Annotated in this window: 10 protein-coding genes and 1 pseudogene; 5 read left to right on the top strand and 6 right to left on the bottom strand. The window is 62.1% G+C overall.

The window, feature by feature from the left end; all coding sequences use genetic code 11:
* Window positions 1-146: 146 nt before the first annotated feature.
* From QRX40_RS05915 to QRX40_RS05905, 3 genes are all read left to right on the top strand, one after another.
* Window positions 147-1715, top strand: coding sequence for a Mur ligase family protein (locus QRX40_RS05915; protein ID WP_313836968.1), 1569 nt, complete (start codon window positions 147-149; stop codon window positions 1713-1715).
* Window positions 1716-1801: 86 nt separating this feature from the next.
* Window positions 1802-3046 (top strand): carboxylate--amine ligase, encoded by a 1245-nt coding sequence (locus tag QRX40_RS05910; protein WP_045924123.1) that lies wholly within the window; start codon window positions 1802-1804, stop codon window positions 3044-3046.
* The gene (locus QRX40_RS05905) at window positions 3043-3795 is read left to right on the top strand and encodes an amino acid racemase (protein WP_313836965.1); all 753 of its coding nucleotides are present in this window, start codon (window positions 3043-3045) and stop codon (window positions 3793-3795) included. Before QRX40_RS05910 ends, QRX40_RS05905 begins: the two co-directional genes overlap by 4 nt.
* Here QRX40_RS05905 and smc read toward each other — a convergent pair.
* Entirely contained in the window at window positions 3719-7366 is a 3648-nt protein-coding gene (smc, locus tag QRX40_RS05900; protein ID WP_313836963.1) for a chromosome segregation protein SMC, read from the bottom strand. The two genes, QRX40_RS05905 and smc, sit on opposite strands and share 77 nt — an antisense overlap.
* Window positions 7366-8787, bottom strand: a complete 1422-nt coding sequence (locus QRX40_RS05895; RefSeq protein ID WP_313836961.1) for a folylpolyglutamate synthase/dihydrofolate synthase family protein — start codon at window positions 8785-8787, stop codon at window positions 7366-7368. Before QRX40_RS05895 ends, smc begins: the two co-directional genes overlap by 1 nt.
* Before the next feature lie 206 nt (window positions 8788-8993).
* On the opposite strand from QRX40_RS05895, the gene QRX40_RS05890 reads away from it, so the two are divergent.
* Both QRX40_RS05890 and QRX40_RS05885 read left to right on the top strand, forming a co-directional pair.
* Window positions 8994-10544: an aminopeptidase P family protein gene (locus QRX40_RS05890; protein ID WP_313837039.1), complete on the top strand. Its 1551-nt coding sequence runs from the start codon at window positions 8994-8996 to the stop codon at window positions 10542-10544.
* Between the two features lie 3 nt (window positions 10545-10547).
* Window positions 10548-11084: an NUDIX domain-containing protein gene (locus QRX40_RS05885; protein ID WP_313836959.1), complete on the top strand. Its 537-nt coding sequence runs from the start codon at window positions 10548-10550 to the stop codon at window positions 11082-11084.
* A gap of 45 nt (window positions 11085-11129) precedes the next feature.
* Here the strand turns inward: QRX40_RS05885 and QRX40_RS05880 are convergent, their stop codons facing one another.
* From QRX40_RS05880 to QRX40_RS05865, 4 genes and pseudogenes are all read right to left on the bottom strand, one after another.
* Window positions 11130-12365, bottom strand: a complete 1236-nt coding sequence (locus QRX40_RS05880) for an ROK family protein (RefSeq protein WP_313837037.1) — start codon at window positions 12363-12365, stop codon at window positions 11130-11132.
* Window positions 12366-12594: 229 nt separating this feature from the next.
* A complete protein-coding gene (gene mmsB / locus QRX40_RS05875) occupies window positions 12595-13821 on the bottom strand; it encodes a multiple monosaccharide ABC transporter permease (RefSeq protein ID WP_313837036.1) in 1227 nt (408 codons plus the stop codon).
* A gap of 23 nt (window positions 13822-13844) precedes the next feature.
* On the bottom strand, window positions 13845-15413 hold the full coding sequence (locus QRX40_RS05870; protein ID WP_313836957.1) for an ATP-binding cassette domain-containing protein: 1569 nt from the start codon (window positions 15411-15413) through the stop codon (window positions 13845-13847).
* A gap of 66 nt (window positions 15414-15479) precedes the next feature.
* Window positions 15480-16597: pseudogene (locus QRX40_RS05865) on the bottom strand (substrate-binding domain-containing protein).
* Window positions 16598-16724: the final 127 nt, after the last annotated feature.

Below are 16724 nucleotides of genomic sequence, written 5' to 3'. Positions count from 1 at the left end.
GCTTTTTGCCCATTCAGTCAAGGGGTCGTCGGATCCCCCTGCCCTGGCCCAGAGGCGGTTTAGACTTGTGTCTGGTCTCGATCGGGGTCACCAATCGGGACGGGAACCATTGAAGTGACGAACCTACAGACAAGGGGGAAGCCGGCATGGCGCTGACGATGGCTTCGACTCTGGAGCTGCTGCGCAAACATCATCAACTGCGCGAGGTGATCCAGGGCGACCAGTGGACCTTGAATACTCCAGAAGAAACCCAGTCATCCAAGCCCTTCACCGACATCACCTACGACACCCGCCAGGCTGGACCCGGCAGTCTGCTCTTCTGCAAGGGCCGCTTCCTGCCTGAATATCTGGATGCCTGCGACCCCGAGGGTCCACAGGCCTACGTGGCCCAGCAGGATCTGTCCGCCCACACCAAGGCCCCGGGGATCATCGTCAACGACGTGCGCAAGTCCATGAGCCTGCTGGCCGCTGCTTTTTACGGGTATCCCCAGGAGCAGCTGACACTGGTGGGAATCACCGGTACCAAGGGCAAGACCACCACCGCCTACTTCCTGCAGGCCATGCTGTCCAGGATCTCCGGAGGTCGAGCGGCCCTGCTCTCCTCAGTGGACAACTGCCTGGACGGTCGCCATTACCAGGAGTCCCAGCTCACCACACCCGAATCGCTGGATCTCTTTCGGATGATGCGCCAGGCGGCAGACGCCGGCATGCGCTACCTGGTCATGGAGGTCTCCTCCCAGGCCTACAAGGTGGACCGTGTCTACGGTCTGACATTCGACCTGGGGGCATTCCTGAACATCTCCCCCGACCACATCAGCCCCATCGAACACCCCAGCTTCGAGGATTACTTCTACTGCAAGCGCCGCATAACCTACAACAGCCGGCAGCTGGTTCTGGGAGCCGATGCGCGCGGAGCCGACCTGATCCGTCAGGATGCCCGCGCCGCCAACGTTCCGGTGACTACATTCGGCAATGGAACCGGGCAGGCCGATTTCCTGGTTCGCAAGGCTCCCGGCCAGGGCGACGACTACCTGATAGGACCCTCCGGCGGAACCATGAGGCCGGTCAGCCTGTCCATGGACGGGGATTTCAACGCTCTGAACGCGGCCGCTGCCTTGGCCATGCTGACCCGTCTGGGCCTGGAGCCCGATGCCGCCGCAGTCCGGGCCATGGAGAGCGTCAGGATCGCCGGCAGGATGGAACGCTTCAAGGCCGACAACCGAGTGGTCTACGTCGACTACGCCCACAACAAGGCCTCGGTCACAGCCCTGCTGGATTTTGTGGACGAACGCTACGGAAAGCGCAAACCCCTGATTACCCTGGTCTCCGGTTCCGCTGGCGGCAAGGCCATCGACCGCAGGGAGGGCATCGTCAGCGCCGCCCAGGACCGCGTCGACCGGCTGATCCTGACCGCCGACGACGAGGAGGGGGAGAGCGCGGACCAGGTGGACCGGCAGATGCTGGGCTTCGTGACCAACCCAGACCTGGATGTCCGCATCGAGCCGGACAGGGTCCAGGCCATCCAGCAGGCCTTGGGAGATCCGGGCCGGCCAGGGGACCGTCTGCGTGTCACGCTGGTCATCGGCAAGGGTGAGGAACGTTGGTTCAAGAGGGACAGCGGCCACGTGCCCTATGAGGGCGATGACCACGTAGTGGCGCGCCTGCTGGGCACCGAAAGCTACGACCTGGGAGCCACCGGCGCAGCCCAGGGATGACGATCCTGACAGGACCCTAAGATGGAAAGCCAAATGCCCCGCGGCAGGGCGGGGCGCACGAGCATATAGTAGGTGGTTTCATACAGATGCAAGAATTCCAACCGGTCATACTGGGCAGCGACATCAACGCCTACGGCATGGCGCGCGCCTTTCATGAGGCCTATGGACTGGTCTCCACCGCCTTCGCCCACCAGCAGCTCTCCCCCACCAAGTACAGCAGGATCATCGACGTGCACCTGGTACCGGATTTCGCCAATCCCAAGGTCTTTGTGCCGGCCTTGAACGACTGGGCCGACGCCTATCACCGGGACCACCCAGGAGCCACCCTGCTCCTGCTGCCCTGCGGGGACACCTACGCCAACCTGCTGGACGAGTTCGGCGATCCCCTGCGCGAACGGTTCGTCTTCAACGCCATCGATGCCAAGCTCAACCGCGCCCTCTCGCTCAAGTCCTCCTTCTACGAACTCTGCGACCGCTATGACCTGCCCCATCCGCAGACCGTCTCGGTGGATGCCGACGATGTGAAGGCGGGTCGCCACCGCAACCTGCCCTTCGACTACCCGGTGGCCATGAAGCCCGCCGACAGCGACGAGTGGCTGGGCATCGACTTCCCCGGGAGGAAGAAGGCCTTCATCTTCAGCAACCCTGAGGAGCTGGACACCATGATCCGCAGGTCCTACCAGGCCGGGTACACCTCGCAGATGGTCATCCAGGACTTCGTGCCCGGGGGCGATGACAACATGAGGGTGCTCAATGCCTATGTGGACCGCCACCACCGGGTGCGCATGATGTTCCTGGGACACCCGCTGCTGGAGGACCCCACCCCAGAGGCCGTGGGCAACTACGCGGCCATTATGCCCGACTACAACCAGGACATATTCGACCGGATCAAGGCCTTCCTTGAGGACATCAGCTACAGCGGTGTGGCCAACTTCGACATGAAGTACGATCCGCGCGACGGCGTCTACAAGCTCTTCGAGATCAATCTGCGCCAGGGCCGCAGCAGCTACGTGGTCACCCTGAACGGCTTCAACCTGGCACGCTGCTTCGTGGACGACCTGGTCCTGGACACCCCCTTCAACGGACGCACCGTCTTCGGCCGGGGGCACCGCCTCTGGATGGAGATCCCCAAGGACATCTTCCGCAAATACTGCGCCGAATCCGAGGACAAACGACAGGCCATGTCCATGATTCGTCGCGGGGACTGGGGCACCACTCTGGAGTACGGCAAGGACCGCAGTTTCAAGCGCTGGCTGCTGATTCGACACATGTTTTCCATCTATCGGCGTCGTTACCGGCGCTACTTCCGTGACAAGAGGACACTGGCATGAGGAACTTCTTCGTCGTCCTGGGCGGCATGGGCACACTGGCCACCGAAAGCTTCGTGCGGGTGCTGGACCGGATGACCGGGGCGCACAGGGACCAGGACTTTCTGGACTATGTGGTCTTCAACCACGCCACCGTGCCCGACCGCACCGAATTCATCCTGGGCCGCAGCAAGGATGACCCCTTCCCCTATCTGGCCGAGGATGTTCGCCAGGCCACAGCCATGGGCGCCTCCTTCATGGTCATGGCCTGCAACACCGCCCATCAGATTCTGCCCAGGCTCCAGGCCCTGACTCCGGTGCCCATCCTGGATATGCCCCAGGCCACCATCGACTGGGCTGATCGGCACTATCCGGCGAAATCCCATCCGCGCATGGGGTACATGGGCACCGAGGGGTCCCGCCATGCCGCCATCTACCAGGGCCCGGCCGACAGCGCCGGCTACCAGCTGGTGGACCCGGACCAGGCCCTGCAGGACCGGGTCAGTGCGCTGATCTACGACGATGTCAAGGAAGGGCGACTGGACCGGGGCCGCTACCTGGGCGTTCTCGATGCCTTCCTGAAGGACTACCGCTGCGACTCGGTCCTGCTGGGCTGCACCGAGCTCTCAGTGCTCAACGAGGCCTACCCCATGCCGCAGCTGCCCATTGTGGACTCCCAGGCCGTTCTGGCAGAGGTCACCCTTGCTCGGGCTCGGGCTCTTCGCGGCCGGAACGATTCGGATCCTTCGGATCCGTCAGCCGCTGGGAGATGACGGCCGTCACCCCGTCCCCCCGCATGGTGACCCCGTAGAGGGCATCGGCGATGCCCATGGTCCGCTGCTGGTGGGTGATGATGATCAGCTGGGCATGCTCCCGCAGCTGTTCGAAGGCCTTGAGCAGCCTGGTCAGGTTCACATCGTCCAGGGCGGCCTCGACCTCGTCCATGACATAGAAGGGGCTGGGCCGGGCCGTGAAGATGGCCAGGAGCAGGGCCAGGGCCGTCAGCGACCGCTCCCCGCCCGAGAGCAGGGAGAGCCGGCGGACCTTCTTGCCGGCCGGGCTGGCCTCGACCAGAACGCCTGTGGTCAGCAGGTCATCCGGATCCTCCAGCCGCAGCCGCCCGCGCCCGCCGGGGAAGAGGGTGGCGAAGATGCGTTCGAAGGCCTGGGCGGTGTCGTCGAAGGCCTCCTTGAAGACCGTGACCATGGTCGAATCAAGATCCTTGACCAGGGCCATCAGATCGTCCCGGGACCCGATCACATCCTGACGCTGCTCGTGCAGGTAGCGGTTGCGGGACTCCAGGGCCTCGTATTCCTCGGTGGCCAGTGGGTTGACCTTGCCCAGGGCAGCCAGGTCCCGCTTGGCCTTGGCCAGCCGCTTCTCCTGTTCCCCGCGCTTATAGGGCACCGTTTTGAAGGCTGATGAATCCCCGTCTTCCTCCGTCGCCTCCTGGTCCAAAGGCACAGGATTGCCCTCGTCATCCAGGACGGGCACCGGACAGTCGGGGCCGTATTCGCGGATCAGCTCCCCCGGCTCCATGCCCAGGTCATCCTGGATGCGCTGGCGCAGACGGCCGTCCTCGCCGGCCAGACGCTCCCGCTGCAGATCCAGACCGTGCTCATCCTGGCGCAGACCGGCCACCTTGGGTTCCAGGGCATCCCTGTTGGCCCGCAGATCGGTCAGCTCCTTGTCGTGGGCCGAAGCCTTGGCCCTGAGCTGATCCCGGCGGCGGGCCGCATGCTCCATCCGTTTCTTGATCAGCTGGGCCAGCAGGTCGGCCCTGAGCGCGATCAGCCCCAGGGAGGCCATGCCGGCCTTGCGACGACGGTTTTCCTCGCCTATCCGCTGACGATGGCGTTCGGCCTGGTCGGCCTGATCCCGCAGCAGATCAATCTGCCGCAGCAGGGAGGCGTGCCGCCGGTCGCTCTCGGTCCAGGTCAGCTTGGCCTCCATCTCGGCGGTGCGAGCCTGGTCCAGGGCTGTCTCCAATTCATGCTGCCGGTCTTCCATGCCCTCCGTGTCATCAGGATCAGTCCCCCCATCCTCCTGGGCACGGGCCAGGCCGGCTTTCAGGTCTTCCAGTTTGAGTTCGTGGGTGCGCACCTGGTCGCGCACCTGGGTCAGCCGGTCCTCCAGATCCTTGACCCCGGCCTGGGCTCGATCGGATTCCTTGCGGGCCGCCGCCAGCTCCCGAGCCGCCTGCTCGGCCTTAACCCGGGCCTCGGTGCACTGGTTGCGCGCCTCCTGCAGCTGCTGCTCGGCCTGCTCAAGGGCGGCACGGGCCGCATCCATCTGCGGTTGCAGCGTCCGGGATTCATCCTGGAGGGCCTCCACCTGTGCCAGGGCCTTATCCCTGCGTGCAGTCAGCGCCAGGTCGCTGGTGGCCGGAGCTGATCCGCCCACAGCACCTACCCGGTCGTAGAGGTCGCCCTGGCGGGTCAGCGCCTGCTGCCATCCGTCCTCCAGGGCACGGCGGGCCTGATCGGCGTCATCGACGGCGGCTGTAGAGGCAAGCAGACTGCGAACAGCCGCCAGCACACCCTGGGCCCGGTCGGAGTCGGAAGGATGCTCGCGCAGGGCCACCAGGTCGGCGGCCGACCGCCAGGGGCCATCGCCGGAGCTTATGGCTGTCCCCTTGAGCGGGCCTGATGCCGAGATCAGCGCAGCGCGTCCCAGGCGATCCCGACGGGCCCGCTCCAGGGTCTGGTCAACCGTCTGGCCATCCTTGGCCACCAGGGCCGAGGCATAGTCGTGCAGGGCCTGGGCCAGGGGCTCCTCCCAACCCTCCTCCACTCGGACGAAGTCGGTCAGCACACCCAGCAGGGCCGGATCCCCCGCCTGGGACAAGGCCTCGCCGGCGCCGCGATGGTCCAGCGTGTCCGCCAGGGCATCGGCCTTGGCCTGGGCCGATATGGCATCGGACTGGATTCGACGTTCGCGCTCCTGGAGGTCGTTGAGCCTGCTGCGGGCCTGGTCCCTGACCTGACCTGCCTGGTCCAGGGCTTGTCTGCCGTCCTGGTCGGGACCTTCCTCCTGGCTGTCCAGATCCCGCACCCGGTTTCTGGCCCGCTCCAGGCCTTCTCTGAGCTGATCCTGCTGGCGGGACAGGTCACGCTCACGTTGTCTGGAAAGTTCCAGGGCCGATTCCTCCTTGGCCACCAGCTGGGCCAGATCGCCCAACCGAGCCTGCCGCTTTCTGGCCGCCTGCCGCAGCTCGGTCATGGTCTGCCGGTGGGCGGCCAACCGCCGCTCCAGATCCGCACGGGCCTGGACACAGCCATCGAGGGCGATCCGGTCGGCTCCGACCTGGCCCTCATCCTGGTCGGCCTGGCCCTTGAGCTCGTCGGCCCTCCGCCTGAGCACCCCGGGATCCTGCCCCTGGTCGGCCACCATGCCGGCCTCCAGCGAACGGCTGCGCTCCCTGGCCAAGGATGCCAGGGACCCGGCCCGCTCACCCAGCTTGGTCAGGTCGTTCCACTGCTGGTTGACCGCCTCCAGGGCCGGGCTGGACTGTCGGTCCAGCCCCTCCAGCTGCTCGATGCGCAGCTTGACCCTGGTCAGATCCTCCTGCCCCCGGGCCAGCTGCCCCCGGGTCTGGGACATCCGCGAACGCAGATCCTCCAGCTTCCTCTGCGAGGTCAGGGCGTCGTCGGCATGGATGCGTGCCTGGGCGTCCCGCAGGCTGACCTGGATCATGTCGGCCCGGCGGGAGACCTTGGCCTGGCGGCCCAGCGGCCCCAACTGCCGATGAATCTCGCCGATCAGGTCATCCAGACGGGACAGGTTGGCCTCGGTGTTGGCCAGCTTGTGAAGCGCCCGCTCCTTGCGCTTGCGGTGCTTGAGGATGCCGGCCGCCTCCTCGATGAAGGCCCGATGGCCGGCCGGATCAGCCCGCAGGATGGCATCCAGCCGCCCCTGGCCGACGATTACATGCATCTGCTGGCCCAGCCCGGTGTCACTGAGCAGCTCCTGGATGTCCAGCAGGCGGCAGTCGGATCCGTTGATGGCATACTCGGACCCGCCGTTGCGGTAGATGGTCCGGCTGATGGTGACCTCGGTGTAGTCGATGTCCAAGGTCCGGTCGGTGTTGTCGATGGTCAGGGTGACCTGAGCCCGGCCCAAGGGTGGCCTTGAGGAGGTGCCGGCGAAGATCACGTCCTCCATGGATCCGCCGCGCAGGCTCTTGGCCCCCTGCTCGCCCATGACCCAGGCCAGGGCGTCGACGATGTTGGATTTGCCTGATCCGTTGGGGCCCACCACAGCGGTGATGCCCGGCTCGAAGCGCAGGGTGGTGGCCGAGGCGAAGGACTTGAAGCCCTTGAGGGTCAGCTCCTTGAGATACATCAGGCGCGCTCCGCCTTAGGTTTGGCCAGATCGGGATTGGGACGCTCGGCCAGCAGGGTGCGGGCGTCGCCGGCGGTGACGAAGCTGCCGCAGATCAGCACGCCGCGGCCATAGCCCACCCCGGTCTGATCCTCGCTGTCGACCATGTCGACGGCGGTCTGGATGGCATCGGGCATCCGGTCGCGCCGGACCACCCTGTCGGGCCCGAAGACCCGCACGGCGACCCGTTCCAGATCCTCGGCAGGCATGACCCGGCCCTTCCAGGAGTTCTCGGTGACCACGACGCTGTCCAGCACGGGCTCCAGCAGGCCCAGATAGTCCTCCACCTGCTTGTCGGCCATCATGGAGATCACACCCACCAGCTGCTTGAAGTCGTAGTTCTCCTCGATGGCCGAGCGCAGGGACTGGGCCGCGTTCAGGTTGTGCCCGCCATCGATGATGATGGTGGGCGAGGTACGCACCTGCTCGATCCGTCCGGGGATGCGCACCTGGCTCAAGGCCTCGGCCACCAGATCCTGGTCCAGTGCCCCGTTGACGGGGATGACCGTCTCAGCCGCTGCCAGGGCCGCCAGGGCGTTGTGGGCCTGGTGCTCCCCGAACTTATCGATGGGCACATCCTTGTAGAGCCCCTGCGGCGTGCGCAGCGTAGCCACCTGGCCGCCCACTGCGGGCATGCGGGAGACCACCTCCAGCTCGTTGCCATCCCTTAAAAGGGTGGGGGCGCCCTGCTCACGCACGGCCTGCTCGATGATGGGCATGACGGCCTCCTCATGAGGCTGGGCCCCGACGATGACCGTGGACTTGGGCTTGATGATCCCGGCCTTCTCCCCTGCTATCTGCTCGACCGTATCCCCCAGCCACTGCATGTGGTCCATGTCCACCGGACCGATGATGGCAGCATCGCCATCGAGGACGTTGGTGGCATCCCATCGGCCGCCCATCCCCACCTCAACGATGGCCACATCCACGGGGGCGTCGGCGAAGGCCCAGACGGCTATGGCGGTCAGGACCTCGAAAAAGCTCATCGGGGCCCTGCCCTGCTGGGCGAAGCGGTCGTCCACCATGGCGATGAAATCCTCGATCTGCTGGTAGAGATCCACAAAGTCCTCGTCTGAGAGCTCCTGGCCGTCGATGGCGATCCGCTCATTGATCCGCTCCAGGTGGGGCGAGGTGTAGAGCCCGGTGCGCAGACCGTAAGCCCGCACCAGAGCCTCGGCCATCCGCGCCGTGGACCCCTTCCCATTGGTCCCGGTGACGTGGATGACCCGGAAGCTGTGCTCAGGGTGGCCCAGCAGGTCCAGCATCATCCCCATCCTGTCCAGGTCCAGGTTGGGGCTGTCATGCTCGGTGGGACGCGCCATGATGGCCCGCTCGACATCGCGAATATTCCGACCCTTGCTGTTGGGGTGTTCGAATGACATATTCTGCCTGCGCCTCCTGCTGGCTGTGGATGCTTCCCGCCCATTCTATGCGCGACCGACCCCGATTGAGGGCCGGATCAGCCGACTGTCACATCGGCCGAACGCACTACCATGGAACCAACATAGTCATAACCGGAATTTCAAGGAGGCTGGACGTGACCGCATCCGCACAGGAGCATCTACAAGGAGACACCGATCCCAAGAACGTGGACCTGGACGAGCAGAACATGGAAGACCGGGTGAACAACCGCACCCTGCGCCCCAACTCCCCCGCCTTCCAGAAGTTCATGACCACCGGCTGGCAGGCCCAGGAGCCTCAGATCGAGCCGCTGGAGTCCAGCAAGTACACGGAGCGCCGCCTGCGTGAGCTGGGACAGCGTTTCCCCGGCGAGCGGCTGGTCATCCCAGCCGGATCCTACAAGACCCGAAACAACGACAACGACTACGCCTTCCGCCCAGACACCACCTTTGCCTACTACACGGGCCTGGGCGAGGACTACGAACCCGGAGCCATCCTGGTCCTGGACCCGGTCGATCCCGACAGCCCGGAGGCCGCCAAGGGCCTGACGCATACCCCTGAGCTCTTCGTCCATCCCCGGGCCGATCAGTCCACTCGCGACTACTACCGTTCCTCACAGTATGGGGAGTACTGGGTGGGCCCCCGGGCCGGGCTGCGGGAGCTGGCCATCATGACCGGCATCCCCACCAAGGACATCGCCACCTTCCCTGATGCCATCGCCAAGGACCTGGGACCGGACCAGGGAGCGGTCAAGCTGCGAGTGATCCGCACTGCCGACCAGGAGGTCCTGAGCCAGGTGGAGGCCGCCCGTAAGGCCAACGGAATTGGCGGCCCTGACCGCAATGAGGAGGCCGACGACAAGCTCGAGGAGTTCACCTCCGAGGCCCGCATGATCAAGGACGACTACGAGGTCAGCGAGATGCGCAAGGCCATCGCCGCCACCAAGGACGGGTTCGACCGGATCCTGACCCACCTGCCCCAGGTGGTAGGCAAGCCCCGCTCCGAGCGGATGCTGGAGGGCGTCTTCAACGCCAACGCCCGCGAGAAGGGCAACGACGTGGGCTACGGCTCCATCATCGCCTCGGGCAAGCACGCTCCCATCCTGCACTGGATGCGCAACGACGGGACAGTCCAGCAGGGCGACCTGCTCCTGATCGACGCTGGCGTGGAGGTCAACAGCCTCTACACGGCCGACATCACCCGCACCTTCCCCGTAGGCGGCACCTTCAGCCCCCTGCAGAAGCGGATCTACCAGACCGTGCTCAAGGCCCAGCAGGCCGGATTCGAAGCCGCCAAGCCCGGCGCCACCTACTCGGACATCCACCATGCCGTCATGCGGGTACTGGCTGAAACTTTGCACGAGTGGGGCATCCTCAAGGTCAGCGTGGAGGAGTCCCTCTCCCCCCAGGGCCAGCAGCACCGCCGCTGGCACGCCTGCGGATGCGCCCACCACCTGGGTCTGGACGTGCACGACTGCGCGGAGGCCAGGTACGAGTCCTACCAGGGCGCGCCCATCACCCCCGGGATGATCTTCACCATCGAGCCCGGACTCTACTTCAAGGAGAACGACCTGCTGGTGCCTCCGGAGTTCCGCGGCATCGGCGTGCGCGTGGAGGACGACGTGCTCATGACCGAGCAGGGACCACAGTGGCTGTCTGCAGGCATCCCCAAGACCGTAGAGGATGTGGAGGCCTGGATGGCGCAGCGGGCCGCACTGGCCGACCCGGACCGGGACTGATGTATGCCCACCCCTGACTTCGTGCTCAGACTGCGCCGGTCCATAGGCCATGACCTGCTCTGGCTGAACGGTGTAACGGCCTTCGTCAGCGATGACCAGGGCCGCCTTCTGCTGGGTCGGCGCTCCGACACCGGACAGTGGGCCCTGGTCTACGGGATCAACGAACCGGGCGAGGACCCGGCCGACACCGTGGTCCGCGAGGTCAAGGAGGAGACCGGGGTGGATGTGATCGTCACCGACCTAGCGGCCGTCACATCCTCCCAAGAGGTGACCACCTATGCCAATGGGGATCGGACCATGTACATGGATCATCTGTTCATCTGTCGGCCTGACCCCAGCGGCAACACCGACCCCTTCGTGGGTGACGAGGAGAGCCTGTCAGTCGGCTGGTTCGACCCCGATCAACTCCCCTCTCCGCTGGCCCAGACCACTGTGGAACGCATGGCCCGAGCCCGAACCTATCTGGAACGCCTGCATGGCGGAGATGCCCACGCCCTCTTCAAGGTTGGCGGCAGGGAGCTTCCCGCTAATTCCGACTAGTCCCAGGTTGCCATTGGGCCCTTGGACGGATCAGCCCTCGAAGGGTCAGTCCTCGAAGAAATCCAGCGGATCATCGATGAAGCGGCGCAGGCCTACCAACGCTGCTCCCTTGAGGGCCGGATAGTCGGCCTGGCTGGGGATGAGCACGCGAATGTCCACGGCATCCCGGCCCAGGGTCAGCTGATTGAGCCGATCCTGCAGACGCTGGGCCAGATTTCCCCCGAAGTGCGACCAGAATCCCCCCAAGATGACTGTATCCACGTCGACGATATTGATGGCTGAGGCGATGACCGAGATCATGGCATCGAGCCCACGGTCGATGGCATCGACGGCCTTGGCATCGCCATGCTGCCAGCGCTGGTAGAGTTCCTCCATGGCCTGGGGTGTGACCGCCTCGGCTCCGGTGGCGATGTCAGCCGCCTCAACCAGAGCCCTGCGCCCGGCATAGGTCTCCAGGCACCCACGGCGGCCGCAACGGCAGGTTGGGCCGTTCAGATCCACCGAGGCATGCCCCAATTCACCGGCGAACCCATGGTCTCCGGTCTCGACGGCCCCGCGACGCACCACAGCCCCGCCGATACCGATGTCAGTGGAAATGTAAATAAAGGAGTCGGTGGGCGAAAGTGGCCCCTCATCTCCGCCCGCAGGACGCTGGGCAGCGTAGCCGGGAATCTGAGCAAGGGCTGCCAGACGCGCCTCGTTGCCCACTCTGGGAGCTAGCCGACGAACCAGGGGAAATTCCTGCAGATCCAGACGTTCCCATCCCAGGTTGCGGGCCATGAGCAGGGTGGTGTCGCCGCCGACCAGGCCGGGCAGGGCCAGGCCCGAACCCACTGTACGGTAGTGCCGCCGTGACAGCTTGCGTTCGATGGGCTTGGTCAGTTTCTCCAGTTCAGCGAAGACCCGATCGGGTTCCGCCTCATGCATATCATCCTTGACCCAGGCCGAATCGATCAGGGTCCCATCCAGATCCATGGCCAGACATCCGTAGCCATCGGTGTTGATCTGCAGGCCCAGGCCAGCCCAGCGTCCGTGGGCGATGGACAACGGGGTGCTGGGTCGGCCATGGCTGCTCTGCGAAGCCTCAGGTTCCTCCTCGCGTACCACCCTATTCCTGATTAGAAGCCCTGCCAGGAGCGACATGGTAGCCTTGGTCAGCCCTGTGGCCTTGGCCAGATCCGCCCTACTGAGCGAGGTAGGTGACCGCAGAATGGTGTCGATAATGACCGAGAGGTTGTGGTTCCTCAGATCATCCTGATTGATAGAGCGCAGGGCAGTCACGGAAATCATCCCTCCAAATCCGGGCGGCAAAACCACCCTACATGCCAGAAACCACCTTTCAGTATCACACATGAACCCGCCAAAATCCGCAAATTCAGCTGGAGCTTCCGCCCTCGAATACGTAGATAGAAGCTGGGAAGGAAACTTAATGACGAGCCTTAAACAAGGCTCCGCCCTCTGTTCTTCCAAGCAGGAAACGAACAGAGGGCGGGGCGAGCCAGGTCAGCAATTACTTCTTGTGACGTTTGCTGATCAAATCATATGCCACGGCGATAATCACAACCAGACCCTTGATGATCTTCACTATGGCGGCATCCGCACCCATGATCGACAGTCCTTGGTTGAGCACACCCATAATCAGTGCACCTACCATGGCGCCGGGGATGGTACCTACGCCACCAGCCACAGCCGCACCACCAATGAAGCAGGCGGCGATGGCGTCCATTTCAAACTCCATACCGGTCTGGGCCGTAGCCGAAGCCAGTCGGGACAAAGTGATGATTGCAGCGATGGCGGCAAGCAGCCCCATGTTAAGGAATATCTTGAAATCGACCTTGCGTGTATCGATGCCTGAAAGCACGGCGGCCTTTCTATTGCCACCGACGGCATAGATATCGCGCCCTAGCACCATCCTGTTGAGAACGAACCAGTAGATGCCCACTAGCACAGCGATAATGACCAAGACGATGGGTATACCACCCTGAGTCTGGTTTCCAGAAGAAGCCAGCAGGTAGGTTACGAACCCAATGACCAAGGTGGCCAGCACACACTTGATGATCATCCAGCTCTTCGGCTCAGCCTGCAGCCCGACGCGGATAGTATGAGACCGGCGACGGATCTGCATGACGATAACCAAAAGTATGACCACTGCCCCAACGACCAAGGTCAGCCCATCCAGACCAAACCAGAACCCGAAAATGTTCGGCAGGAAATCCTTGGAGATGGCACGGAACTCACGCGAACGAAGGGGAATGGACTCACCGGCGATCACTGTTGCCAGACCGCGGAAAACCAGCATTCCGCCAAGGGTCGTAACAAAGGCTGGTACGCCAACATAGGCTACCCAGAAGCCCTGCCAGATACCCACAATCAGCCCGAGCGCCAGCATGAGCACAATAGCCAGGAACCAGTTCAAGCCCCAGTTCTTCATCATGAAAGCGCCCATGCCGCCAATGAAAGCGACCACAGAGCCCACAGACAGATCGATATGTGTACCGATGATCACCATAAGCATGCCGATGGCCAGAACAAGCACATAGGCATTTTGCTGGAAAAGAGCAACGAAATTGTTGGGGAAGAGCAGACGCCCTCCAGTCAGCACCTCGAAGATGGCAATGACCACTACCAGTGCCAGATAGATTCCATATTGTCGAGCATTGCCCAGCAAGGTGGACTTAAGAGTGGCCACCTGCGGATTTCCGCTGTCATTGGACGCTTCAGCGACCGACTGCTTCATTGTTGTTTTTCCTTCCTTGACGCTCATGCGAACACCGCTTCCTCACCGCAAGGGATTTCAGACGTCATGAACCGCATCAGCTCCTCCTGATCGGTGGCATGGGCGTCCAGACATGCCGTAATGATTCCTTGACTCATCGTGTAGATTCGGTCACAGATGCCCAAGAGCTCAGGCAACTCGGAGGATATGACCAGAATGGCCGAACCGGCATCGGCCAGCCGGTCGATGATCTCGTATATCTCGTATTTGGCACCCACATCAATGCCACGGGTCGGCTCGTCCAGTATGAGCACTTTGGGCTCAGTGGATACCCACTTGGAAAGCACCACCTTCTGCTGGTTGCCTCCGGACAGGCTGCTCGCCGGCATCTCTATGCTCGGGGTTTTCGTCCTGAAATCCCGCCGATACTGCTCAGCAATCTGTTTTTCACGGTCAAGATCCAAGACACCGTGGTGAGACAGATGTCCGAGGTTAGCCATTGAGGTGTTCTCTCGAATGGAAGCGATCAGGTTGAGGCCGTACTCTTTCCTATCTTCGGTGGCGTAAGCCAGACCCGCGTCAATGGCCGAGCGCACGTCGGGCAGGGTAATTTTCCTGCCTTCCATATATATGTCGCCGCTAGCTCCGACGCCGTACTGGTGACCGAAGATGCTCATAGCGGTTTCGGTTCTTCCGGCACCGATCAGCCCAGCCATACCCACTATTTCGCCAGCGCGCAGGTTGAAGCTGACATCCTTGGCCACCAAACGGTTGGAATCCTGTGGATGGTGGACGCTCCAATGCTCTACACGGAACATCTCCTTGCCGATGTGCGATTCGTGCTCCGGATAACGATTGGTCATCGGCCTGCCGACCATATCGCGGATCAAGGCATCCATGTCCAGCGGATGCTCCTTGTCGACCCGGCAATCACTGATGGTTTTCCCGTCCCTGATCACCTGGACGGCATCCGCTGACGCCGCTATTTCGTTGAGCTTATGAGAGATAATGATGGCCGTTATGCCGCGTTCCCTGCGAAGCCGGTCAATCAAGTCCAGCAGATGGAAAGAATCCTCATCGTTGAGCGCTGCTGTGGGTTCGTCCAAAATAAGCAATTGAACGTTCTTGCTGAGCGCTTTGGCGATCTCCACCAGTTGTTGCTTGCCCACACCGAGGTTGGAGACCAGGGTATCTGGATCCTCATCCAAACCGACCAGGGACATGACATCCTTAGCCTTTCGGCGTTGCTGATCATCCTGGATGAAGATCCCCTTGGTGATGGGATTGCCCAGAAAGATATTCTGAGCAATCGTCATGTAGGGCTCGAGTGCCAGCTCCTGGTGGATGATAACGATTCCCTCGCGCTCCGAATCTCGTATGCTAGAGAACCTGCAGGGTTTTCCCTTGTAGATGATGCTTCCTGAGTATGATCCATACGGGTAGACTCCCGACAGCACGTTCATGAGAGTGGATTTACCAGCCCCATTCTCGCCGCAGATGGAGAAGATCTGACCCTGTTGGACCTTGATATTGACATGGTCCAATGCCGTGACCGGACCGAAGGACTTTACAATGTCCCGCATTTCCAAAATCGTGTTTTGAGATGATGTCATTGGTGCCTTCTGAATGTAAGGGCATCCGCACTCAATGAACCTCGGCGAATGCCCGATGACGTTTCGTCACAGTCCAGCGTTTGCCGCGGAGATATACCCGCTGTCAACCAGTTCCTTCTTGACGTTGTCCTTGTCAACGGAGACGGGCTTCAGCAGGATCGAAGGCACATCCTTATTGTTGTTGTTGAATGTGTCGTTGGTCTTGGGCTTCTGTCCCTTGACCAGTTTCTCGATCAGAGCAGCAGTGGAATCAGCCAGTTTACGAGTATCCTTGTAGACCGTCATTGTCTGCTTGCCCGCAACGATGTTGGCCACATTGGCCTTTTCGGCATCCTGACCGGTGATGATCGGATAGTAATTCCAGCCCGCTGCGTCTACAGCGTTTACAGTCCCCATGGCAATTGCATCATTGGGGGCAAGAACGGCATCAAGATGTCTTCCGCTGTTGTAATAGGAATTGATGCGGTTCTCCATCTCGCTCTGCGCGTTTTGACGATCCCAATTCTGTATGCCGATGCTCTGCCAATCCTCGAGATTCTTGGGAACTCGGCCAGACGGGGACACCAATGACCCGTTTTTAAAATATGGTTCGAGGACCGACCAGGATCCCTGGAAGTAGTATTTGGCATTGTTGTCTGTTGGCGAGCCGGTCATCAGCTCAATGTTGAACGGCCCTTTTTTGCCACTATCCAGGCCGAGCTTCTTAACTATGTATTGCCCTTGGAGTTTGCCCACCTCGGTGATGTTGAACGTCGAGTAGTAGTCACAAGCATCGGTGTTCATGATCAGTCGATCGTAGGCGATCACCGTAGCGCCGTTTGATTTGGCTGCCTCCGCGGCCGGCCCTACAGCCGTGCCGTCAATGGAAGCGATGACAACGAAATTAGCTCCCTGATTAGCCATATTCTGAATCTGGGAAGCCTGCAGATCCGTTTTATTGTCAGCAAATTGCAGGAGAACCTTGTAGCCCTTGCCTTCAAGCTGTTTTTTGAGGTTATCGCCGTCGAGACGCCAGCGTTCCAGCTGCTGTTCCGGCATCGAGATACCGACGGTCACATCCGAGGGATTTTTAGCATTTACACCCCCCCCCCCGCAGTCGCGCCTCTTGAGCCTCCGCAGGCACCTACGGACGCGAGCATAACAATCCCGGCCAGTGCACAAACCGCTCGTTTCCAATTGTTCATGGTGGTTCCTTTCTTCGTTGAAGGGTTGTCCCCGACTTGTCCCCCTCGGCATGCCGGATCTCTTCCGGCACATATACTAGCACAAAGTTTATTGATTTGACTATTTCAAGTAATTACGTAGGTTTTT

The organism is Bifidobacterium sp. H6bp9, from assembly GCF_032193695.1.
Classification (GTDB): domain Bacteria; phylum Actinomycetota; class Actinomycetes; order Actinomycetales; family Bifidobacteriaceae; genus Bombiscardovia; species Bombiscardovia kimbladii.
This window is presented reverse-complemented; position numbering and strand designations above follow the sequence as displayed.

What these genes read in the sequence shown, in the direction of transcription:
- QRX40_RS05905 (WP_313836965.1), top strand. Translation starts at nt 3,043, where the DNA reads ATGAGGAACTTCTTCGTCGTCCTGGGCGGCATGGGCACACTGGCCACC.
- mmsB (WP_313837036.1), bottom strand. Translation starts at nt 13,821, where the DNA reads ATGAAGCAGTCGGTCGCTGAAGCGTCCAATGACAGCGGAAATCCGCAG.
- QRX40_RS05885 (WP_313836959.1), top strand. Translation starts at nt 10,548, where the DNA reads ATGCCCACCCCTGACTTCGTGCTCAGACTGCGCCGGTCCATAGGCCAT.
- QRX40_RS05910 (WP_045924123.1), top strand. Translation starts at nt 1,802, where the DNA reads ATGCAAGAATTCCAACCGGTCATACTGGGCAGCGACATCAACGCCTAC.
- QRX40_RS05895 (WP_313836961.1), bottom strand. Translation starts at nt 8,787, where the DNA reads ATGTCATTCGAACACCCCAACAGCAAGGGTCGGAATATTCGCGATGTC.
- QRX40_RS05870 (WP_313836957.1), bottom strand. Translation starts at nt 15,413, where the DNA reads ATGACATCATCTCAAAACACGATTTTGGAAATGCGGGACATTGTAAAG.
- smc (WP_313836963.1), bottom strand. Translation starts at nt 7,366, where the DNA reads ATGTATCTCAAGGAGCTGACCCTCAAGGGCTTCAAGTCCTTCGCCTCG.
- QRX40_RS05915 (WP_313836968.1), top strand. Translation starts at nt 147, where the DNA reads ATGGCGCTGACGATGGCTTCGACTCTGGAGCTGCTGCGCAAACATCAT.